This window comes from Butyrivibrio fibrisolvens, assembly GCF_023206215.1.
In the GTDB taxonomy this organism is placed as follows: Bacteria; Bacillota; Clostridia; order Lachnospirales; family Lachnospiraceae; genus Butyrivibrio; species Butyrivibrio fibrisolvens_C.
Genome location: NZ_CP065800.1, coordinates 1,556,292 through 1,580,337 on the forward strand (window position 1 = coordinate 1,556,292; position 24,046 = coordinate 1,580,337).

The following is a 24,046-nucleotide window of genomic DNA, read 5'->3' on the forward strand; positions in this document are numbered from 1 at the left end:
AATTAAAGTGTAGATGGTTGGGAAGAACCGGAGACATAATGATTGATAATTGCGACTAACCAGGGATGTGCAGAATCAGCACGCAGAGCAGTTTTTAAATATCCAAATAGAACATGGGTTTTAATATGTGATAATTTTTTTGCATTAGGATATGAAATACACAGAATGGGAAATTATGGCTAAAATGTAAGTGCCTGTTAACCTAAAAATCTTATAAATTAGAAGAGTGTATTCATACGTGGATAAATATATAAAAGATAATATTATAGAAAAGACAGATGAATTAAAGTTGGCTAGTTTAAATAAAGTGCTTTTTGCAACTTTTTCTTCTTTGCTACAATTATTATTGATACTAAAAAAGAATAGAGAGTACAATGAGTCATTTTTTAGACAAATACAAGTACCTTTTAGTAAAACCTATAAAGATTTACTGCATATGTAATGGATTAAATATGCTTATTCATATAATGAATTATTATATGGGATTCTTAGGATTTGGCGCAGATATATTGCTATATCCTTTTAAGATTGGTGTTTGCTATTATGTGTACTTGCAGATAAAACACAAAGGTAATGAAAATCACGCAATTATTTCGTCTGTGATCAAATATATAATGATAGCGGATGCTTTAGAACTATTTGTTTCAGTCACGGCAGTGGAAACAAAGGGGCTGGTATTTGCTATATTGTTATTACTGTTTTGTTTAAAAGCATATCTTGATTATTACCTGTTTCTCATATTATGCAAGTCAGAACCAGCTAAGAAGATGTGGACAATTCTTAACTCAAGTATTGTGATTTTTGTTGCGCTTGTTTCAATAACTAACCGGATAATGTATGTAGTGTATATCCTTTTGCTCATCAGATTTTTGATGGCTAATAGCATCGTCAAAAGGACCGAAGGAAGTATTCCTTTTATAAAGAAAAATGCTGTAATAGTAAAACTGAGCAATGTTAGTGTTAGCCATAAATCTCGGTATTATATTTGGGGAGCAGTTGGAATACTAGCTGTATGCTTTTTGTGTCTTAGATATAGCAAGGCTACCGGCAAATATGAATTAGTATCTGATGATGGATCAATAGTAGTACATTCAGCAATGGATTATTTTGTCGAGGATAATTATGGGATAGACAGATTCTGTATTACGAACAGGATGCCGGATTGGACAGGGTTTTCAAGATACTGGTGGGGATTTATCGATGAACAATCTGGTAATGTTACGCAGGCACAGTATAGTAATGCTCCTTGTTTTGATGAATCAGGAATTGCATGGGATTATGATGGACATTTCATTGATACCAAGGGAAATGTAGTAATAGATGTATCTTCTTTAGTAATGAACAGAAGAGCGCCAAGAACCACTATAATAAATGACTTTTTGGATGTTGCATGGGAAAGCGAAGATTTTCTTCGTGTATTTAAGTGGATTAGTATTAGGACATTTCACAAAGATGTAAATCCAAGCTATGGTCATGATCATTTCTATGTTGAGTGGCAAGGGCAATCAGTATATGAAGGTAATGTCATGAATTTGGAGAATGTTTGGGGATTGGGACATTATGATAAAGACATTTATTTCATTAATAATGTTGCAGCTTTTTACTCAGAGAAAGATGGCGCTTATGGCCTAATCAATGACAAAGGGGAAGTTATAATAAAACCATCAATATATCGTATAGATATATCTAAAAAAGCAGAATTAATATATGTGACATTGAAAGGAAAGGGTTATCTAAACATTGTTAATTATGATGGGGTATTTTTATTGGATAGAACAAAAGATTGGTATTTAAAAGAGTATGATGATGATACACGCACTGCCTGGTATACACATGATTTTTCTGCTGATGGAGATGTTGTTATAAGCTATGATGGTCAAGTAATTGAGGAATGAAATTTGGATAGTATCTAGAAGAATCGAGCAGCATTCATAATTCACGGATTGCGGTCACAGAGCATAGTGTTTACACTATTCATCTCTTTTGCAACGTTTCCTTCTTTGCTACAATTATTAGTGATATATAGAAAGGGAGACATATGTTTTAAAATGAAAAAGAAATATTTAATACTGGCATTTGCTCTATGCGTAGTTCTTTCAGGATGCGGTGAGAAGAGTGAGATATCTTCAAAAGGTGAAAGCATGAATGTATCTGCTGATACAGCATCAGATGAAGGTGCATCAGTTCATAACGATGATACTGGCACTGCAAGTGATAATAACTCACAAGAAGACACTAAGCAGGAAGAAAGCAATAAGGATAACAATCAGTCAGATGCCCAGATAGAAAGTACGGCATCTACAGGAGATACAACGGCATCTTCTGTAGATGCCGTCCCTTCTGACACTACTGCAATAACTCAGGATATGGCATATCAAGGCGTTGACAATTACTGTCATAAGGAATATGACTGGAGCATTGCTAAGGACAATCCTGATATCATGTACGTTTATTTGGGAGAAGAGACAGATACCGAGTATCTTGTTATATTCAGAAGCTATACTGGATCATTTGTATATTTTTACGTCAATAAGTCAACAGGACTTACAAGGATGGTAGATGTAGTACCTCTTATGGATCTGGAGGAAGAGTCGGGAACTATCAATATATACGATTATCTTTGATTATAGTTTAACATTATGGTAAGAGTGATAGGATTGACATAGTAGAATCTGTATCCGGATGAGTAGTATTCTTTTCTTAATAAGGAGGGCCTATGGGGACAGTTATAGAAGTTGCTGACAATTATCTATACTATATTGTAGAACTGTGCACTATCATAATGGAGCTATTCGGTGTCATAATTCTTGTCTTTACAGCCATAAAGAGCTTCATAGAATGGCTCAAAAAAGATGAGAACATAAGACTCCACCTTGCTCAGGGCATTGCTCTTGCTCTTGAATTCAAGCTTGGCGGAGAGGTTCTTAGAACTGTTGTCGTAAGAGAGTGGTCTGAGCTTGGAATCCTTGGCGCGATCATACTCCTTAGAGGCGTACTCACATTCCTGATCCACTGGGAGATCAAGAATGAGAAGAATGAGATCGCTCAGAATGAAAAATAGTCCTTGAAACTTTACTGTAAACATAATGATCTTTATAGCTTATATATCAAAATGATAATGATAATATATCAGTATATGAAAAAATAAGTTGAGGGAAACGATGAATAATTCAATCTATAGAAAAAAGAATCGCCTTATTTCAAGTTTTCTTATTGCCATGCTTTTGTCAGGATGCAGCTCTAGTCAGCTGGAATTAGGTAATAAGGATTTAGACCAATCTGATGAAGAAATCAGCACAAATGAAAAAGATGCAGATGATGAAGCTGCCAAAGATGCAAGTGCTGATGATAGTACAAAAGACAGCAGTTCTGAAGAATCACAGCATGCAGAATCTGTATCAGACAGGCAGGGAGCAGGCGAGCCGTGGAAGAGTCCGGCAGGAGATTATTATCCTGAGTCGCCGTATTCTCATATTATCAGCTGCCTTCAGGGTACAACTGAGCTTTCCTATGCCAGGGATGTCAGTATAAAAGATCTCTTTTCAGGGACGGTGGAGTATGCATGCCAGGACATAACAGGTGATGGAACAGACGAACTGTTGATTCTGACTGACAGAGACGGAAAAGGGTATATTACTGCAATAGGATACTGGCCTGAGAAGGACAAAGTATGTACTGTTTTTGAAAATGTTTTTAATCGCGGATGCCAAAACATTAGTACAGAAGGTTTCATAACAGATTACAGTTATGTGAATTCTGATGGTGATACAGTATATGACATAGTTCCGGATAAAGATATAGAGCAGACGGTATATTTCAGAACAGGTTCTTATCATAATACATACGGCAGTGTACTTCACAGGATCGATTATAAGACGAGCACATCTGAATATAAGCTGGATGATAAAAATATAACCAGTGACGAATTTGAGCATTATCAGAAAATGACAGAAGAAACTGTTTCTTTTCAAAAAGCAGATTCGGTGGATGATGTTATTGCATACCTGAAAGAGGCAGACAACGGATATGATGAGAAAATGCGTTCATTTCTGCAGAAAAAGCAGAATGGAGAGGGAATTTTTGTTAATCCGGCATCCCCGGAAGCTGCTGACAATGTTTATGCAACTGCAGAAGAAGCATATGATGCATTTATGAGAAATGAGACATCCGTAAGATGTGCATATGAACTGACTGTAGTGAATGGGGATTTTGAATATGTGTATGGTGATAAATACACACTACAGGAGCTCTGTGATAAGTACTCCGGAGAAGCATCAAATAAGAGTGTGAGTATTGACTGCGGAAATGACGGCGATAAGGAAATGTGCATAGCTATATCATCTGATAAGGGGATTGAACCTGTCGAGACTGATATTGTAGTCAAATACAGCGATGGACATCTGTATATGCTGCTTGTAGGCCAGAGCAGTTCAAGAAGTACACTTTTTGTAGATGAAAAAGGATGCATAAGAACTGAAGGGAGTTCCGGTGCAGATCATATGATGGAAAGTCTCCTTGTAATTGATGCAAACGGTATTACTCATCACATCTATGACTGCAACATAGTAGGTGCAGAGTCATTTAAACAGTATATACAGGATGGATGTGAACTGGCATTTGACAGCGAAAAAGTTCTAATGTACGTGTATGACATAGACGGTGAAATATATTATTCACCCAAAGTACAGGATGGTGATGATGAATATCTGACCAGGATCAGCAGCGAGTGTGCAGAAAAAGGTATTCAGATTACATCTGAGGATGAGGTGAATGCAATTATAGATAAGAAGAAAAAGGAATACGGGATTTGAAAGCATTGATCACGGTGGTCCAAAATCATATGAGCGGAGCACCTGGTCAGGAAGGCTGGGAGGATTTCGTTCATAATCACAAATTCCTTTATGGTGGATCGGAGAATGGGTATGAATAGAAATAAGAAAATAAGTGATGAGCTTTTTATAAAGCAGAAGACAGTAATCGGATGTCTCATTTTGTTGACATCTTCTATCATGGCAGGGTGCAGTGTGCATACAGAGCTGCCAACTTTGAAAAAAGAAGAATCTGTTCTGGATTACGACAGAAATGAGAATACGGGCTCATTAGAAGAGAGCAGCGCAGAGGATATTATCAGTGAAGAAGGGGACAATTCCAAAGAGACTGAAAGCTCTGAAAATTCCGCGTATTATCCTGAAGCATGGCGGCTTGCGAGTATATTTTACACAGGCAATGATATAGAGGTGTCTGCGGCTGATCTGTCGAAGGAAAAATATGGTGCCTTGCTGCATGAATATCATAACAGTGCTGATGACAGGATTCATTACGGCGATGACGGTGTTTACAGTATAAGCGATGATGATCTGCGTTCCATAGCACAGGATATGATAGGTTATACCGATGATGACGGAATTGAATATATGATTTCGACATATGGTGTGAATGGAACCGGAGCATCTTCTGACATGCATGAGTTTATTGGAGAAGGTGATGGCTACTGTCAATACGATATTACCAACTCTGTATATGATGAAACTGCGGATGAGTATATTCAGACCTGTGTAATGTGGACAAGTACTTTGAAAAAAGGTGTCATCAGCAGGGCTTACTTTAAAAAGAACACAAATTCAAGGAACATAGGAACTTTTGAAAAAATAGTTATGGAATCAGTGGATGGTGGAGATGGCAATGTGCCGCTCTTTAGTGAAGATGATGCGAAGGATGAGATATTATCCCACAAACTGTACAGCCTGACCGGAGATCTGCCTGATAACCAGTTTGAATTCAAATATGAAATAGAAAATCTGCCTTCAGAAAATGAAAATATATACTGTATTCATATGAGTACCGACAGAGATGTTGATCTGTTTTTTGACTTCAATGCTTGTACTGGTGATGTGACGGTCAGAAAGTCGGAAGACGATAAGGGAATGACTGTGAATCTTCTGAACATGGATTAATACAAACAGCCCACAGGTAATTGTCAGTGGGCTGTTTGACAACATGGTAATGATAAGATATTAGCGTATGAAAAAATTTAAGTCGGGGATAATGATGAATAATTCAATCTATAGAAAAAAATATCGCCTTATTTCAAGTTTTCTTATTGCCATGCTTTTATCAGGATGCAGCTCTAGTCAGCTGGCATTAGGTAATAAGGATTCAGATCAGTCTGATGAAGAGATCAGCACAAATGAAAAAGATGCAGATGATGAAGCTGCCAAAGATGCAAGTGCTGATGATAGTACAAAAGACAGCAGTTCTGAAGAAAAGAGCAGCGAAGATCTTCTTGTAGACTCAGTTACATGGGACGATTTGTATGATCCTACAGGAAATAGCGATGAAGATAATAAAGTTTATTTTAACATGAGTGATGGAAGTGTTCAGACCTTCGAAATCAGCTCAGATTATAAGATTGAAGACCTTAAGATGGTTGATCTTGATAATGATGGAACGGATGATTACATTATCAGTTCATATTTTGCCAATACAGCTACAGAATACAACATCATATATGCTTATACATTTGATGATGGTCAGATATCACAGCTCTTTCCGGTTAGCGGAATAGAAGGCGTAGAAGATGACGTTTTATATGACTGCCAGATCACAGATGTAACTATTGATTATGCTACAGATGCGACTGTGAACGGACTAGAGCTTATATCATTTGGTAAAGTTAATGGAATGGTCTATGAGGACTCACATAAGATTATCTATTATCAAGATGGCAAGTGGAATCTTAAATCCGATTATACTGACGCCGAAGCTGAATATGAAACCATTATGGCGCCAAGAGATAAGGGTTATATAGATCTTGATGAGGAGTCTTCTAAGTTGTATCAGGCTTTCCTTGATGGAAATGAAAAGGCTATTTATGACATCGAAGGCGATAAGGGCCAGTATATCGAACCTTCTTTGGTTCTTTCTGATGGAGAAAAGTATACTCTTGATGATATCACAGGTAACCTTACGTCAGCAGATCAGTACTCTGAAGGATGGAAGGTTGAAAGTGTCACTGATACGTATATAGATTGCGGTCTGGATGATGATTACGAGATGGTTGTAAGCATATCTTTTGACACCGAATTTAGTTTTGATATGGTGATCAAAAAAGTTGATGGAAGTCTTAAGATTTGCTATTTTGGTGACAGCTGGAGCAGATGTCAAACACGCATATGCTATAACGGTATGATCTATTCTTATGGATCTGGCGGGGCAACTTCTCATGGAGGTTATACCGGATTTGTAGATGCTGATGGTCAGTACAAGCTGTGGTACGAAGAGTGGGAAGAAGGCTATGATGACTATGATGGTGATGGAACCTTTAGTGTATCACCTTATATAGACGGTTCTTCTGTGGATCTTACATTTGATATTCCGGATGCAGCATATATCTATAGTGAAGAGATATCATTTGACGAAGGCGATGGATATGAGTATTACTATTTCTATATACTTGATGAAGATAGTAATGAGCTTCCTGACGATCCTGATGATCCTGATAATCCATATGAAATAGTAAGGACGGAGTGTGAAAAGGCCGGTATTACTGCTATATCTAAAAAGGAACATGAAGAAAAGCTTGAAGAAAGAAGACAGGAAATAGGCCTTACTGATGAAATATATGAGTACGGCAATGAATACCTGACGGAAGATGAATAAAAGTGCTTTGCTTCTCATAATATCAGGCTTCATCATCGTATCTTTTGCCCTGGATTACTTATTTTTGACTATCGATTAGTCTCATTAACTAAAAACTTCGCACTTTCCAAACATCCCTCGTCGGCACAGCTGTAAGGGGGAGTGTATGTTTGGAAAGTGCGAAGTTTGGGCGGACGCAGTTATTTGGTGGTGCCGCCCTCAACGAAGCTTACAGGGAGGCATACAAGCGGAGGCTTGATGCTCATGCTATCCTGTAATAGCAGTTCTACGCACATCTCTGCGATCTTGTCAGTGGGCTGAGCTATAGAAGAGCAGGTATAGTCTTTGTTGCCATGAATCCTGACACCGTCAAAACCAATGATCTGTACATCTTCCGGAACCCTGATATCAAGCCCCTTTAGGAATTTAACAACATCATAAACTATAGCATCTGTAACGCAGAACATACCATCAAAATCAAGCTTACCATTATGAATATGACTCTTTAAGAATTTGAGGAATTCCTCGTCACTGTCTGCATCGTCTATTATCTTCATTTCATATTCAAGCCCCTTTAACATACAGCCGTTTTCAAAACCGCCCCTTCTTTTATTGGGCTCATTATCAAGATTTGATCCCTTTCGAAGGAAGGCCAGCTTTTTGCACCCTTTACTTGCAAGTATTTCGGCAGCAAGGTGACCACCGGCGAAGTTGTCACTGGCTACGCATGGGATGTTTGGAGCTATGATTCTATCGATAGATACAAAAGGAACATCATCCGGAATCTGGAGATTCGGATTATAAGTAAGTGCTATGATCCCGTCAACCTTATTCTGAAGGACCATGTCTATATAGTCCTGTTCATGGCTTCTGTCATAGTCAGAACAGCTTAGAAGCATCCTGTAATTACGCTTTTGAAGTTCGATATTAATATAGTGAGCAAGGTCACCGAAAAATGGAGTATAGGTGTTTGGAAGAAGGACCGCAACCGTATAAGTCTTGCTGGCCTTAAGCCCTTGCGCATAACTGTTTACATGATAGTCGAGCTTTTTGATGGCTGCATTGACTTTCTTTACATATTCTTCACCTGTTGGCTTACCGTTTATGACCTTGGATACTGTTCCAAGTGATACACCGGCTTCTTTGGCGACATCTTTTATAGTAGGTATATTTCTCTTTTTGTTCATGAAATCCTCCGAGCCTGTTTAGTAGCGGCGATTTAATGTCAGGTGCACAGATCCCGCACAATTACTGGGCTTGATAGTTATACTAGATGATTGTTTGAATGGGGTAAATATATCTTGGCTTATTTTGGTTCATGAAATAATATAGCACATAATGAAATGAATTACAAATTTCATGAAACGTTTCGTAGTTGTCTTTTTTACAAAATTTACATTTTGGAATCTACAAAAGCGACAAAATTAACAACTATTTGGCAAAAACTATTGACGTGTATAACACAAATGGAGTATACCATAGTTACATCAAAAAACGTTTCACGTAAAAAACGTTTCATAGACAGATCGGCATATCCGGTATTTTATCTTGTATAAAATAATCTAACCAGGATATTGCTTATCAAAAGTAATTCTATGATACCTGGGTAATTGCTATTAGGGAGGTTGTATGAAAGAAAAAGTAGCAGTTGATTTTCGTAGCAAGCTAAACTATATAAAGCGCCATTGGCAGTTATATGTATTTTTTATGATGCCGGCCTTTGTACTGACTATCATCTTCAAATATGTTCCTATGGGCGGAATCATGATTGCCTTTACGGAATATAACCCATTTAGAGGTATATGGGGAAGTGAGTGGGTTGGATTTGCTCATTTTAACAGATTCTTATCATCTCCCGATTTTATGACATATCTGATCAATACATTAAAACTTAGTGTGTATGGACTTTTATGGGGATTCCCGGTTCCTATTATACTTGCACTTCTTCTTAACAGGATCACAAGTGTCAGGATGAAGAAGAACATACAGCTTGTTCTGTATATGCCTAACTTCGTATCAGTTATCGTACTGTGCGGTATCGTTCGTATCCTTCTGTCAGTAACAGGTCCTGTGAATCTGTTCTTCCATTCAAGCATCAACTTCATGACTATGCCTGAAGCGTTCAGAACCATCTATATAGCAAGTGGTATCTGGCAGGGAGCAGGATGGGCATCCATCATGTACACAGCAGCACTTTCCAATGCAAGTCAGGATCTTAGAGAGGCTGCCAAGATAGATGGTGCCAATATCCTTCAGCAGATCAAGGTTGTTGAGTGGCCTGCTATTAAAGATATCGTTCTTATCCAGTTCATCATGAGCGTTGGTAATATCATGAGTATCGGATTTGAAAAGGCTTATGCTCTTCAGACTGATCTTAACCTTGCTTCATCTGAGATTATTTCTACATATGTATATAAGAAAGGTCTTCTTGACGGAGATTATGGTTTTTCTACTGCAGTAGGTCTTTTCAATACTGTAATAAATATTATTCTTCTTATTTCAATGAATCAGGTTGTTAAGAAGATGAATGAAGGAAGGGGAATCTAATATGAGCACAGTAAAAGCACAGCTTAAAAAGAAAAGCGAATTTGCAAGATATTCAGGTGCAGATAAGTCTTTACTTATAACAGGATATGCCCTGCTTGCACTTTTCCTTGTAGCGATAATCCTTCCTATCATATACATAATCGTAGCATCCTTTATGGATCCTATAACCCTTCAGAATAAGGGTATAACCTTTGAATTCGACAAGTGGACTCTGACAGCATATGAAAGAGTATTGAGCAATAACCAGATCTGGGTAGGTTTTAAGAATGCAGTTATTTATTCTGTACTGTTTTCAGCACTGTCTGTATTCATAACACTGCTTGCGGCATATCCTATGTCAAGACCTGATTTTGTGGGAAAAAAGTTCTTCAATACTATTTTCATCATAACTATGTTTTTTGGTGGAGGTCTTATTCCTACATACCTTCTTATAAGTGATCTTGGACTTCTTGATACTATGTGGGCCGTTATACTTCCCGGATCATTCAATGTATGGAACATGATAGTAGCAAGAACATATTTCCAGAACGTGCCTGCAGAACTTAGAGAGGCTGCAGAAGTTGATGGAGCATCTGATCTTACATACTTCTTCAAGATACTCCTTCCTGTATGTGTGCCGATCATTGCAACACTTGCCCTTTGGCAGTTTGTAGGAATGTGGAACAGCTATTTCGATGCCATGATCTACATCAATGATGCTTCCAAGCAGCCACTTCAGCTTGTACTTAGATCTATTCTCATTCAGAACCAGCCTGAATCGGGAATGATCTCAGATATGCAGAGTACTGCAGCAAGAGCACAGCTCGCTGAGCTACTTAAGTACTCAACAATTATTGTTTCCAGTCTGCCACTTATTGTCATGTACCCGTTCTTCCAGAAGTATTTTGAAAACGGAATCATGGCAGGTGCAGTAAAAGGATAATAGCAAAAAAGGAGAGGGAAAATGAGAAAGAGTAATGCAAAAAGAGTTATTGCTACGGCGCTGACTATGTGTATGGCATTTGGCGCCAGCGCATGCGGCAAATCCGGTGCGCAGGTAGGTGGAGGAGAGTTCCAGCAGGTTGATGCTTCTGAGCTTACATTCCCACTTGCCGAGAAGACTACACTTACAGGTACTATCAGCTATCCTGCAAACACAGAGTCTGATCCTAACAACAGAACTATTTTCAAGCGTCTTCAGGAGCAGACCAATGTAGAGATTCAGTGGACAGCAATTCAGTCTGATCAGTGGGGTGATAAGATCACACTTGAGATGTCCAATGTTAATACTCTTACAGATTTCGTATTCTCAGCAGGTTTTAGTGACAGTGACCTTCTTAAGTATGCTAAGCAGGGGGCTATCATATCCTTAGAGGACTATATCGATGCTTACATGCCTAACCTTAAGGCTGTATTTGACAAATATCCTGAGTACCGCACTATGTGCGAAGATGAGAACGGTCATATCTGGGCACTTCCATGGATCGAGCAGCTTGGATCTGAGAAGACAGCTATCCAGACTGTTGGTGATATGAGCTTTATCAACAAAAAGTGGCTTGATTTCCTTGGACTTGAGATGCCTACAACAGTAGACGAGTTCGAACAGGTACTTATCGCATTCAGAGACAATGCAGATGCTATTCAGAAGGAATTTAACATTGACGGAAGCATCATTCCTATGTCTTGTATCGTTAATGATGGTGACCAGGATCCTGCAATCCTTATCAATGGTTTTGGCGAAGGCTATGGTGATGCCGACAGAGGCCGTCACATTGCAGTTACAGATGATCTTAAAGTAATCTGCTCATCAACACAGATGGGTTACAAAGATGGTATTGCATGGCTTCATAAGTTATATGATTAAGGCCTTATCGATTCAGAAGCATTCACTCAGGAATGGTCAACATATGTATCTAAGGGTAAATCCGGAAGATACGGTGTATGCTTTAGCTGGGACGTTGCTAATATCGATAACCTTGAAGACTGGGTACCACTTCCGGCTCTTACAGCTGATACCAGAAACATCACTCCTCAGAACGGTTCATTCACAAGTGGTTTTGACAGAGGCAGATGCGTAGTTACATCCGTTGCTAAGAATCCTGCACTTGTATGTGCTTGGCTTGATCTTATGTATGATCCATTCCAGTCTCCGCAGAACAACTGGGGTACTTATGGTGAAGAAGATGAGTTCGATATCTTCGAACTTGGAACTAACGACAAGGGCGAGCAGATGCTCAAGCACGCACCTCTTGGTGATGCATCTCCTGTAGAAGTAAGAGAAGCTGAGTGCGTTGGCGGACCTCTTGCAATCCTTGATGAGTACTATGGTGTATATGTAACATGTCCTGATGATGCTCAGTACAGACTTGACTGGATCAAGGATATCTACACACCTGATATGAACACTAAGTATGTATATCCTAACGTATTCATGTCTGAAGCTGATACCAAGAAGCTTTCTGATCTTTCTGCTGATGTTACAAAGTGCATCAACAGCCACAAAGCTGACTGGATCATGAACGGATTTACAGATGCTGATTGGGATGCTTATATCGAAGAGCTCAACTCTTACGGACTTGAAGAGTATCTTTCAATCTATCAGAAGTATCTTGATGCATTCTATGCAGAATAATATGACGTAATGGGCAAAAGTCATTTCGATTAAACTTGCCAGAAAACAAATATGAATTAGAATAGGTAGATTGCGGGCTTTGCGATAGTGCGAAGCCCCAAATACTGTTAGATGTTTTTTTGAAGCTGTCCAGGCTTTTTTATTTATCAATATCAGATATATCAAAACACGAAAAATGTTTGAATAAGTAATAAAGGGAATATACATGGAAGATATACTTAACAAAGCACGCAAATATGAAAAAGAAAACGAAAGTAAAATGGAAGGTTTAAGACCTTCATTTCACTTAACACCAAGAGTTGGTTGGATGAATGATCCCAACGGCTTTTGCTATTACAAGGGTCAGTACCACATGTTCTACCAGTATCATCCTTATGATAATCACTGGGGTCCTATGCACTGGGGACATGCTGTAAGCAGTGACCTGCTTCATTGGGAATATCTTCCTGTAGTTCTTGCTCCAGACATGGAGTATGACAAGAGAGGATGCTTTTCCGGAAGTGCAATTGAACTTTCTGATGGTCGTCATCTCATTATGTACACCGGTGTTTCAGAAACTGTTGATGAAAATGGCAACAAGACAGAATGCCAGACTCAGTGCGTTGCAGTTGGTGACGGTGTAAATTATGTCAAATACGAAAATAATCCGGTCCTCACATCAGATGATGTACCAGAGGGCGGTAGTCATATAGATTTTAGAGATCCAAGGCTTTTTGAAGGCAAGGATGGCCTTATCTATTGCCTTGTTGGTAACAGAAGCAGTGATACAAGCGGCCAGATGCTCCTTTATAAGAGTGTGGACGGCTTTAAATGGGAGTTTGTACGTATCATAGCACAGAATAGAAATTCATTTGGTAAGATGTGGGAATGCCCGGATTTCTTTCTCAAGGATGGAAAATGGGTTCTTCTTACAAGCCCTCAGGATATGGAGGCTATTCCGGGTAGATACAATAGCGGCAATGGAACTTTATGCCTTATTGGTAACTGGGATGGAGAAGACAGCGATTTCGAGGTTGAGAATAACCAGTGCATAGATAATGGTATCGATTATTATGCACCTCAGACTATCACATTAGCTGATGGCAGACGTATCATGATAGGCTGGATGCAGAACTGGGATACCTGCAACAACTATACTCCATCTGATCTGTGGTGCGGCCAGATGTCTATCCCAAGGGAAGTTACTGTAAGAGATGGAAGACTCTATCAGGTTCCTGCCAGAGAGATAGAGAGTCTTAGAGGTGATCTTATCTCTGTACTTAACATGAAGCTTAACGGAGAGTATAGCGCTGAGATCTTAAATGGAAGAAAACTTGATCTTACTGTTAAAGTAAGACCTTCTGAAGGCAAGGTATATGACAATTTTGAAGTCAGATTCTTCCAGAAAGATAACAACTATGCGTTTGTAAAGTACAACACACATGAGTCTATGGTGACACTTAGCCGTGAATTTGCAGGAGTAAGAAGAGCCATCGTTAATAAGACAAGCTGCAGCGTAGATAATAAGGGCGGCGAGATAGAACTTCGCATTATCTTGGATAAGTACAGCGCAGAAGTATTTATAAATGGCGGCAAGTATGCAATGACTATAGATGTATACAATGATCAGTCATTTGATGGTATCAGCTTTGTATCTGATGGTGAGGCTCTTATCGATATAGAAAAGTATAGCCTTGAAAAATAAAAAGTCTGATATGTTGTACATAATCATCTGTAAATAGACGATTATGTTTGGGTTGATCATTTTTAAATAAAAAACGATTTTACGAATATGGGTTGTGAATTTGGCCGATAGAAAGGATAGTTATGGAGAAGGTAGATGTAGTAGCGTTAGGAGAATTATTAATAGATTTTACAGAAAATGGAATAAGCGCTCAGGGCAATCCTATTATGGAAGCTAATCCCGGCGGAGCTGTATGTAATGTTCTGTCCATGCTTTCAGGCCTTTCTAAATCTACAGCATATATTGGTAAGGTGGGAAAAGACATATTTGGAAAACAGCTCACAGAAGCTATAAGGAGCGTTGGCATTGACGATTCCGGCCTTGTTGTTGATGACAATGTTAATACAACACTTGCCTTCGTTCATACCTACGAGGATGGAGACAGAGATTTCTCTTTTTACAGAAATCCCGGAGCTGATATGATGCTCACAGTAGATGAGCTCAATCTCGACCTTGTGAGAAACTGTAGGATCTTCCATTACGGAAGTCTGTCTATGACCAGTAAGTGCTGCGAAGAGGCGACCTTCAAGGCTATAGAAGTAGCTAAAGAAAGCGGCGCTATCATAAGCTTTGATCCAAACCTTCGCGAACCCTTGTGGGATAGCCTTGATCATGCCAAAGAAGAGATATCTAAAGGCATGAAGCAGTGCGATATCTTAAAGATCTCTGACAACGAGATCATATGGTTTACAGGCAAAGAGGACTTTGATGAAGGCGTAGAAGAGCTTAGAAAACAGTTTAATCCTAAGCTTATCACAGTCACTATGGGCAAAGACGGAAGCAGAGCTTATTATGGGGATAAGATTGTATCAGTACCAGGTTTTGTTAATAAGAATACTATCGAAACTACAGGAGCAGGCGATACCTTTGGAGCATGTGTGCTCAATTATATCCTCGAGCAGGGACTTGATGGTCTTACAGAAGATGATCTTAAAGAGATGTTGACATTTGCCAATGCTGCAGCATCTATAATAACCACCAGAAAAGGCGCGCTTAAGGTCATGCCTACTAAGGAAGAAGTTGAAAAGCTTGCGTGTTCATAACAAGGAATCATACATGGAAGAGCATGCGCTTGGCAAAGGCATTTCTGTATTCGCTTGGAGTGAGTCCTGTATACTTTTTGTATGCTCTTGCAAAGTTATGTACATCTGAAAAACCTAGATCAGATGCTATCTGAGATACGGTTTTGTCATTATCAGCCAGCATAAAATTAGCTGCATCCATCTTTTGGCTTATTATGAACTGCTTAAGAGGTATATTCCTTATTTCTACAAATAGATGTGACAGATATTTTGGATTATAGCCAAAGGCATCTGCTATCTCTGCAATCTTTATATTTTTGGATATATTAGTCTGGATATAGTCGATGATATCCATATATATCTGCTTCTTGGCGGCAGGATCACTGGTGGATGGCGCTCCGACAGTTATCTCTCCATATAATTCCATCATGATACTTGTCACCATGGCGTTAAGTGAGACGGTAGGATAGTTATTTTTGACCATATCCTGAAGCTGTTTCATCATTACAAGGATACGTTCAGGCGAAGCTATGGCCCCGCTTTGAGGGATGAAGCCGTATTTGGACGTATCTATCTCTTTGATCTTCGGACTTCCTGAACTTATCTCATAAGGAACCTTGCTGCTATGCTCAGTTGCAAAGTGCATCCAGTAAAAAGAGCAGTAGGCCTTCTTAAAACCTTCTCTATACCCTTCACTTGATGGAGGAAGGAGGAGATACTCGCCTTTTTTAACGGTATAGTTATGCCCATTATATCTAAGGTATAATTCACCTTCTGTCATGATTATAAGCTCATAATCCTTAAGGGAAGTTTTATTATGCTGCCATTCCGAAGAAAGAGCCTTGAACTTTCCGGTATAGTGATATGAATATTGCGAATATAAAGCTAAAGGAATAAGCTTCATAAAAGCCTCCATGGTAGGTGTCTTCCATAACCTGATGGCTACGAGATTTTTTGTGGTGAAGCTTATGTTGTAAAAAAGAACACCATAATTAAATAGCATTTTGTATTGTAATGTATAAATCCAGAATACATGTGCATAGTACGAGATAAGTGTAGTTAGAACACTAAATCTGACAAAATGACACCTATTTAAGCAAATTATTTGTTTTGTAAGCTGCCTTTTTCTATCTGACAATTATGATCAAGTGGCAGATAACAAAGTATCTATAAGATCTGTTGGTGATTATTACGCTTGGAAATCTTCTTATTGATTTTTGTTTTTTTACTTATTGTTATTTTAAATATAAGCTTCAGGTGTCATTTTGTAAATAGAGAAAAAATGACACCTAAAATAGCACTTTGCCATTTTTACTTCAAAAGCTATGTGCTATGTTTGAGGTGCTTACAAAATAATTATCAATAGCTTCTTGAAAAAACATGAATATGAGAAACTTTTGGTAAATAATTCAAACTTCCCACTTGGATGGGCCGGCATTCCCAAAGTTTTTACAGGGACAGGCAGTATATAAATCATTGCCACGCTTTTTAATTGTTTTATAGAATTCAAGAGCGTGATAGCTGGAGATTTTTATTCTGCCAGGGGTCCCATGTCTGAGCGCAGCGAGTTTGGACCCCAGAATAAAAAGCTGCAGATATCATGCCATGAATTCATAAAGCAATTAAAGCGTGACAATGATTTATATACTGCCTGCCCCTGTAAAGACTTTGGGGATGCCGGCCCATCCAAGTGGGCAGTCTGCAAATAAATAACTTATGGAGGGTTACATGTCAGATACTATACTTAAAATAAGGAACATTGGACTTGAGAATGTTATGGTTACAGACCAGTATATGGTCAATGCTTTTGAGAAAGAGATTGATTATCTGCTTTCTATAGATGATGACAGAATGCTTGCCGGCTTTAGAGATACAGCAGGCATTGATATGAAGGGTGCAGTAAGATATGAAGGCTGGGAGAATATGCTCATCGGCGGACATACAATGGGGCATTATCTCACAGCACTTGCGCAGAGCTATGCCAATCCATGCGCATCTTCAGAAGTAAAAAAGACTATCAAGGATAAAATTGATTATATTATCACATCCCTTCTTGAGTGCCAGAAGAATTCCAAAGGTAAGGAAGGATTCATCTTTGGCGCAGCTATTCTGGACCGTGATAATGTTGAGGTGCAGTTTGATAATGTAGAAAGATGCCAGACCCATATCATAACTCAGGCATGGGTTCCGTGGTATACCATGCACAAGATCCTTGCAGGTATTCTTGATGTTTACAGATTTACAGGAAGTAGTGATGCACTTACTCTTGCTAAGGGCATCGGTGATTGGACCTACAACAGAGCATCATCCTGGGGACAAGAGCTTAATGAGATTGTTATCTCAACAGAGTACGGCGGAATGAATGATGCTTTATACCTTTTGTATAGCTTTACAGGTGAGGATAGATATGCCAAGGCTGCACACTTCTTTGATCAGGACAAGCTTTTTAAGAGGATAGAAGCAGGTGCGCCCAATGCCCTTGACGGCCTTCATGCCAATACAACAATTCCCAAATTCCTTGGAGCTATCGCAAGATACGTATATGTTCATGGCAGGACCGTAGACGGAGAAGTCGTAGATGCAACTCAGTATCTTAAGTTTGCAGAAGTCTTTTTTGACATGGTTGTTAATAAGCATACCTATGTTACAGGCGGTAACAGCGAGTGGGAGCATTTCGGACTTGATAAGGTTTTGGATGCAGAGCGCACTAATGCCAACAATGAGACCTGCAACACCTACAATATGCTCAAACTTGCCAAGGTCCTCTTCGAAGTAACAGGCGATGTCAAATACCTTGATTATTATGAGAAGACCTTTATCAATTCGATACTGTCATCACAGAACCCTGAGACAGGTATGACTACTTACTTCCAGCCTATGGCTACAGGTTATTTCAAGACCTACGGTGAGAGATTCAATAAGTTCTGGTGCTGCACAGGAACAGGCATGGAGAACTTCACCAAGCTTGGTGACAGCTTCTATTATGAAGATGATGATAAGGTTTATATCGGACTGTATATGGGTTCCAAACTATATACTAAAGGAAAAGATGATAAAGAAATAGTATATACAGTTGATGCGGATCTTCTTGATAAAGACACTGTTAAGATCAAACTTTCAGGAGATTCTGATAATCTAAAGAAACTTGCACTAAGGATCCCATACTGGCTTGATGGAGACATGGAGATCACAGTAAATGGAAGCAAAGCATCTTTTGACAAAGAAAACGGATTTGCAGTAATTAAGGATGACCTTCAGAAGGGAGATGTTGTAAGCATAAGACTTCCTATGAAGTTATATGCACAGTCACTTCCTGATGAAAATAGAGCTATGGCTCTTTGCTACGGACCTTACGTCCTGTCTGCTGATCTTGGAGATAAGGATCTTAATACTACAACAACAGGTGTTGACGTAACTATACCTGCAGACAAGATAGTAGAGTCTGAATATATCATTATTCCTGATGGCAAGAGCGCTAAGGATATTGCTGATAATATAACAGATTATGTTAAGCCTGTTATTGCTGCTGGTTGTAAGGCTGCTTTTAAAGTCTGCGGCTGCGATTATATCTTTTCCCCTCACTTCCTTAAATACAGACACCGCTACGGTATTTATTTCTATTACATGACAGATAGCGAAAGATGCGATGACCTTGCCAAGGGAAGAGGAGGTAAAGCCAATATCCTTGACATGATAGAGGCAGGCTACGGCCAGTATGAAAATGATGATCTTCATGACATGCAGGATAACGGAAGCATCGGAACTACAAGCCCTATCACAAGCAGAAAGGCTACACCAGGAGGAAGCTTCACCTACCGCATGATAGTAGCACCATGGAGACCATGCAGCCTGGGCGTAACCGTACTTACAGAAGACGATGGCAAGAAGCTCACCATATCTGTAGCTGACGAAGTAATATTCGATAAGATCCTCGATCATACTAAGTTTGTTGAAGACAACAAGGTTTCTAAGTATACCATCGAGACACAGATACCGGAAGAGCTTCTTAAGAAAGCTCAGAGAGTAACTGCTTATGGCAAAGAATACCTTGTAGTGCCTGTACGCTTTGAAGGTGATAAAAACATAGAATCTGCAAGAATCACAGACTTTGTAACTATAAGATAATTATCTAAGGATAAACTCTCACTAGGGCTGCTGCACCGCCCGTCTAAGCGAGAAGTTTTATCCAAGGAATATATTTGAAAAGGGCGGAATATCTGATATAATGTTGTGTGATTTTTTTAACGAGGAGAGAATAACACACAATGGACAACTTATTTAATTCACCGGTTCAGGTAATTGAAACTAATATTAAAGGCGGCGAGACCAAGGTAAATCTTCCTATTATAAAGATGATCATTCTTGGCATAATGGCAGGAGCATTTATAGCTCTTGGAGGAGCTACAAGTTCAACTGCAGCTCATAATATCAGCAATGTAGGCCTTTCAAGATTTGTATCAGGTATTATCTTCCCTGTAGGACTTATGCTTATAACCTTCATAGGTGGTGAGCTCTTTACAGGTAACTGCCTTACATCTATGGGAGCTATGGATCACAGATTTTCTTGGGGCAAGGTTGTAAGAGACCTCTGCATCATTTGGCTTTCTAACCTTGTAGGCGCAGTTATAATTGCAGCTCTTACATATTTTTCCGGTAACCTTGACTATTCATCAGGTCTTCTTGGAGCATATTCTATTAAAGTAGCTCTTGGCAAATGCACAATCACACCTGTAAAAGGCATTACATCCGGAATCCTCTGCAACATCCTTGTATGTGCAGCTATCCTTATGGGAACAGCAGCCAAGGACATAGGCGGCAAGGTATGGGCTATATTCTTCCCAATCATGGCTTTCGTTGTAGGCGGCTTCGAACACTGCGTTGCCAATATGTTCTATATCCCGGTTGGCATCATGGCTTCCATGAACGAGACATATGTACAGAAAGCTCAGGAAGCATACGGAATTACCGCAGAGCAGCTTTCAAAGCTCTCCATCGGCGGCTTTATCTCTAACCAGATACCCGTAACCATAGGCAATATCCTTGGCGGTATGATATTTGTAGGTCTTCCCTGCTACCTCGTACACTGCAAAAAGTGCAGCAAATAAGCCAATTGGAATCACGAAAACCGCAGCTGGTGCGGATTTCTGTAGTATACTCACAATAAAGCATACATTTTTGAATCAAAGATTCAAAAATGCAGTAAATAGGCCAATTGAGAATGCCTTCGGCATTGGGCCTATTTACCAACCGATTTATCGAATCACAAAACACGCAGTAAATGCGTGTTTCTGTAATTTATGTTCAAGAAAACATAACTATATAATTAAGCTCTCTACAGTCTTATCTACTAATGAGATAATTCTGCAGAGAGTTTTTATTTATAAAACTAAGTTTGCTCTGAATTTTTTAATTGTAATCCTTGGCTTGGGCATTACCGTATTTTTGCAGGAAGCAATGAAAGTAAAAGACTACGGACGGTCAGAATATATATCATGCTATGAAATTATAACTAAAACTACCACTTGGACGGACCGGCATCACCAAAATCTTCACAGGGGCAGGCAGTATATAAATCATTGCCACGCTTTTTAATTGTTTTATAGAATTCATGAGCGTGATAGCTGGAGTTTTTTATTCTGCCAGGGGTCCGCATGTCTGAGCGTAAGCGAGTTTCGGACCCCGGAATAAAAAGCTACAGATATCATGCCATGAATTCATAAAACAATTAACAGCGTGGCAATGATTTATATACTGCCTGCCCCCTGTGAAGATTTTGGTGATGCCGGTCCGTCCAAGTGGAGCTTACGGTTGATGCCCCTTAAATCACTGCATTTTACTGACGTATCAACTTGTTAGACAGATAATGTAAGTGCTTACAGTATCATTATAAAAAAACATCTTAAAAAACTTTTTGATGAAAATATGATGATTAACTAAAATGTGATATACTAATTATGATTGAAATTATGATAAAACGATGTTTTTCGTGCATCAGATATTATTCTTATTCGAAGGGTGTTGTAGGGGAAGAACTTGAATATGGAACAGACCAAAGTGGATGAAAAAGTATTACAGGTACGGCTCTTGGGGAAGTTTTCTCTTGTCTATGATGGTAAAGAAGTAACTCCGGGGCGTAATAACGCATCGAAGTTTACTCAGCTATTGCAGATAGTGTGGCTTCAGGGAGATAAGGGCGTTTATAAGGATGAGCTTATTTCTGCGCTCTATGGTGAAGAAGAGACTCTTAACATCAGTAACAGCTTCAACAATCTTCTTTATCAGATGCGTAAGCAGATGGTAGCTGCTGGTCTTCCTGCGCAGAGCTATGTCAAGAAGCATAAGAAGATGTTTATAATTGACCCTGCTGTACCGGTATGGGTTGATGCTCTTGATTTTAAAGACAATTACAGAAAGGGTCATGATACGCAGGATCCTGAACTTAAATTTGAATATTTTAATAAAGCTTTCAACCTCTATCAGGGAGAGCTTCTTCCTGCTCTGTCCACAGAGACATGGGTTATCATGGAGAGCGTTACACTTCGCAAGATGTATGATGAAGTGGTATCTTGGCTTGGCGAGTATATCCTTTCTAAGAAAGAATATGAAGAAGCCTATCACATCTATGGACGCGCAGCAGAGATCTATCCTGAGAACGATTGGCAGGTTGGCCAGATCCAGACACTTATAGCTAAGGGCGATTACAAGAATGCTTTAAGAGTGTATGACAGCACAGTAGCATACTATACTACTGAACTTGGTCTTCCAATTCCGGAGAAGCTCCTTGATGTGTATCATAAGATGAGCGCTAAGATTGACAATGCTCCCGGACAGATTCATCAGATACAGGCTGAGATGACTCAGGACAGAAGATCTGTAGAAGTTTCGGAAGATGAGGGTGCATATGACTGCTCGTATCCAAGCTTTATCGATGCTTATCACATCCTTTCAAGAAATATGGAAAGAACCGGATATTCAGTATTCATGATGTTGTGTACTCTGGTCGATTATGAAGGCAAGATGATACGCAATCAGGACAAGCTTCGTGCCAGAAGCCAGGCCCTTTGGGAAGCGATACATGACACACTTCGTCAGGGAGATACTTTTACCAAGTATTCCAACAGCCAGTTCCTTATACTTCTTGTAGGAACAAGTCAGGAAGACTGTGATATCATCTATCGCCGTATCAACAAGAGACTCAAAGAGATTGCCGGTTCAAGAGCTGACTTTAAATATAGTGTTGTATCGCTTGCTGAGCTTCCGGCAGAACTTGAAGATCAGGCAAGATGATCGTGTTCTTACCTATATAATAGGATGAGTTATAGAGTTTATCGCAATACGGAATCAGAAGATATTGTATTTGGTAATTTGCTCCAATAATCTATTTTTTAATGATAGCCGGGCGCCGCTTTATTACTGCAAATAGAGCGGCGTTCATAATTTGTTCATCTTTTATTAAAATTTACAAAAAATTTATCAAAAAAAAAAAGTTTACTTTTATCACAAATGCCAATGACATGGCGTTTTCTTTATGTTATATTATCCTATAGTTAGGGGAAAGTTAGGTACACGGGGTAGTGTACCTTTTTTCGAGCCAAAAGAAAGGCTCTCGGACTTGTAAAGATAATAGAGCTTTTGATCATAGTGACAGGCTCTGTTCCGACATCTAACCAGAGGAAGAATATGAAAAAGTATCAGTCAGTAAAGATAATAGTCAATACTCATAAGAAATATTGGATGCCTCATAGCAAGATGTACATTCCTATGCAGGTTGGTGCTGCTCTTGATAAGGACAAGGATGGTAATCCCAAGGACCTTGGTTATCAGAAAGATAACGATGGGGACAATATTTCTGAGAAGAATCCGCTTTATTGCGAGCTTACAGGTTTGTACTGGGCTTGGAAGAATCTTGACGCGGATTATATAGGTCTTTGCCATTACAGACGCTATTTTGGCGGATTCAGATCTTCAAGGAATCCAAAGGGCAGGATACTTCTTCGCCGTGAGCTTCAGCCTATGCTTGGCAAGTATCGTGTTTTTCTTCCTACTAAGCGTCATTATGTTATTGAGTCGCTGTATTCACATTATCAGCACACTCATTATATAGAACATCTTTATGTTACAAGGGGTATCATCTCTCAGATGTATCCTGAATATATAGAAACCTATGATAAAGTCCTTCGTCAGACCAGTGGACATATGTTCAATATGATGATTATGGACAGAGAGCTTCTTAATGAGTATTGCACATGGTTGTTCAATATTCTTGAAGAGCTTGAGAAGAAGATTGACGTACGACACATGTCTCATTTCCAGGGTAGATATTGCGGAAGAGTCAGCGAGATAATATTCAATGTCTGGCTTGACTATCAGATTGAGACAGGTAGGATTGATCGTTCTGAAGTTAAGATCCTTCCATATGTATATATGGAGAAGATTGACTGGGTCAAGAAGATCAGCAAGTTCCTTCGTGCCAAACTCTTCCATGAGAAATACGAAGTTTAAAGG

The 24,046-nt window shown here is 39.2% G+C and carries 16 protein-coding genes and 1 pseudogene; 15 read left to right on the forward strand and 2 right to left on the reverse strand.

What is annotated here, in order from left to right:
• The first annotated feature begins 467 nt into the window (after positions 1–467).
• From I7804_RS06425 to I7804_RS06450, 6 genes are all read left to right on the forward strand, one after another.
• A complete protein-coding gene (locus I7804_RS06425; protein WP_248405530.1) occupies positions 468–1,895 on the forward strand; it encodes a WG repeat-containing protein in 1,428 nt (475 codons plus the stop codon).
• 153 nt (positions 1,896–2,048) lie between these two features.
• A complete protein-coding gene (locus tag I7804_RS06430) occupies positions 2,049–2,624 on the forward strand; it encodes a hypothetical protein (RefSeq protein ID WP_248405531.1) in 576 nt (191 codons plus the stop codon).
• 92 nt (positions 2,625–2,716) lie between these two features.
• Positions 2,717–3,061, forward strand: coding sequence for a DUF1622 domain-containing protein (locus I7804_RS06435; protein ID WP_051212995.1), 345 nt, complete (start codon positions 2,717–2,719; stop codon positions 3,059–3,061).
• Between the two features lie 100 nt (positions 3,062–3,161).
• Entirely contained in the window at positions 3,162–4,811 is a 1,650-nt protein-coding gene (locus I7804_RS06440; RefSeq protein ID WP_248405532.1) for a hypothetical protein, read from the forward strand.
• 111 nt (positions 4,812–4,922) lie between these two features.
• The gene (locus tag I7804_RS06445; protein WP_248405533.1) at positions 4,923–5,954 is read left to right on the forward strand and encodes a hypothetical protein; all 1,032 of its coding nucleotides are present in this window, start codon (positions 4,923–4,925) and stop codon (positions 5,952–5,954) included.
• Between the two features lie 67 nt (positions 5,955–6,021).
• Positions 6,022–7,659 carry a hypothetical protein gene (locus tag I7804_RS06450; RefSeq protein WP_248405534.1) on the forward strand — a complete coding sequence of 546 codons (1,638 nt, stop codon included), beginning with the start codon at positions 6,022–6,024 and terminating at the stop codon, positions 7,657–7,659.
• Between the two features lie 179 nt (positions 7,660–7,838).
• Here the strand turns inward: I7804_RS06450 and I7804_RS06455 are convergent, their stop codons facing one another.
• Positions 7,839–8,825 carry a LacI family DNA-binding transcriptional regulator gene (locus tag I7804_RS06455; protein WP_248405536.1) on the reverse strand — a complete coding sequence of 329 codons (987 nt, stop codon included), beginning with the start codon at positions 8,823–8,825 and terminating at the stop codon, positions 7,839–7,841.
• Positions 8,826–9,267: 442 nt separating this feature from the next.
• On the opposite strand from I7804_RS06455, the gene I7804_RS06460 reads away from it, so the two are divergent.
• The 5 genes and pseudogenes from I7804_RS06460 (at position 9,268) to I7804_RS06480 (ending at position 15,562) form a co-directional block, all read left to right on the forward strand.
• Positions 9,268–10,185 (forward strand): ABC transporter permease, encoded by a 918-nt coding sequence (locus I7804_RS06460; RefSeq protein WP_022754338.1) that lies wholly within the window; start codon positions 9,268–9,270, stop codon positions 10,183–10,185.
• 1 nt (position 10,186) lies between these two features.
• Positions 10,187–11,107: a carbohydrate ABC transporter permease gene (locus tag I7804_RS06465; protein WP_248405537.1), complete on the forward strand. Its 921-nt coding sequence runs from the start codon at positions 10,187–10,189 to the stop codon at positions 11,105–11,107.
• 21 nt (positions 11,108–11,128) lie between these two features.
• Positions 11,129–12,796 (forward strand): annotated as a pseudogene (locus I7804_RS19255) (extracellular solute-binding protein).
• A 205-nt stretch (positions 12,797–13,001) separates the two neighbouring features.
• Positions 13,002–14,480, forward strand: a complete 1,479-nt coding sequence (locus tag I7804_RS06475) for a glycoside hydrolase family 32 protein (protein WP_248405538.1) — start codon at positions 13,002–13,004, stop codon at positions 14,478–14,480.
• Positions 14,481–14,602: 122 nt separating this feature from the next.
• Positions 14,603–15,562: a PfkB family carbohydrate kinase gene (locus I7804_RS06480; RefSeq protein ID WP_027216861.1), complete on the forward strand. Its 960-nt coding sequence runs from the start codon at positions 14,603–14,605 to the stop codon at positions 15,560–15,562.
• Between the two features lie 7 nt (positions 15,563–15,569).
• Here I7804_RS06480 and I7804_RS06485 read toward each other — a convergent pair whose 3' ends face one another.
• Entirely contained in the window at positions 15,570–16,445 is an 876-nt protein-coding gene (locus I7804_RS06485; RefSeq protein ID WP_177174002.1) for an AraC family transcriptional regulator, read from the reverse strand.
• Between the two features lie 824 nt (positions 16,446–17,269).
• On the opposite strand from I7804_RS06485, the gene I7804_RS06490 reads away from it, so the two are divergent.
• The 4 genes from I7804_RS06490 to I7804_RS06505 all read left to right on the forward strand — a co-directional run bounded on the left by I7804_RS06490 (position 17,270) and on the right by I7804_RS06505 (position 24,043).
• On the forward strand, positions 17,270–19,666 hold the full coding sequence (locus tag I7804_RS06490) for a glycoside hydrolase family 127 protein (RefSeq protein ID WP_248405540.1): 2,397 nt from the start codon (positions 17,270–17,272) through the stop codon (positions 19,664–19,666).
• 140 nt (positions 19,667–19,806) lie between these two features.
• Positions 19,807–20,646: a formate/nitrite transporter family protein gene (locus I7804_RS06495; protein ID WP_022758050.1), complete on the forward strand. Its 840-nt coding sequence runs from the start codon at positions 19,807–19,809 to the stop codon at positions 20,644–20,646.
• A 934-nt stretch (positions 20,647–21,580) separates the two neighbouring features.
• The gene (locus I7804_RS06500; RefSeq protein WP_248405542.1) at positions 21,581–22,828 is read left to right on the forward strand and encodes an AfsR/SARP family transcriptional regulator; all 1,248 of its coding nucleotides are present in this window, start codon (positions 21,581–21,583) and stop codon (positions 22,826–22,828) included.
• A 393-nt stretch (positions 22,829–23,221) separates the two neighbouring features.
• The gene (locus tag I7804_RS06505) at positions 23,222–24,043 is read left to right on the forward strand and encodes a DUF4422 domain-containing protein (RefSeq protein ID WP_027206750.1); all 822 of its coding nucleotides are present in this window, start codon (positions 23,222–23,224) and stop codon (positions 24,041–24,043) included.
• Positions 24,044–24,046: the final 3 nt, after the last annotated feature.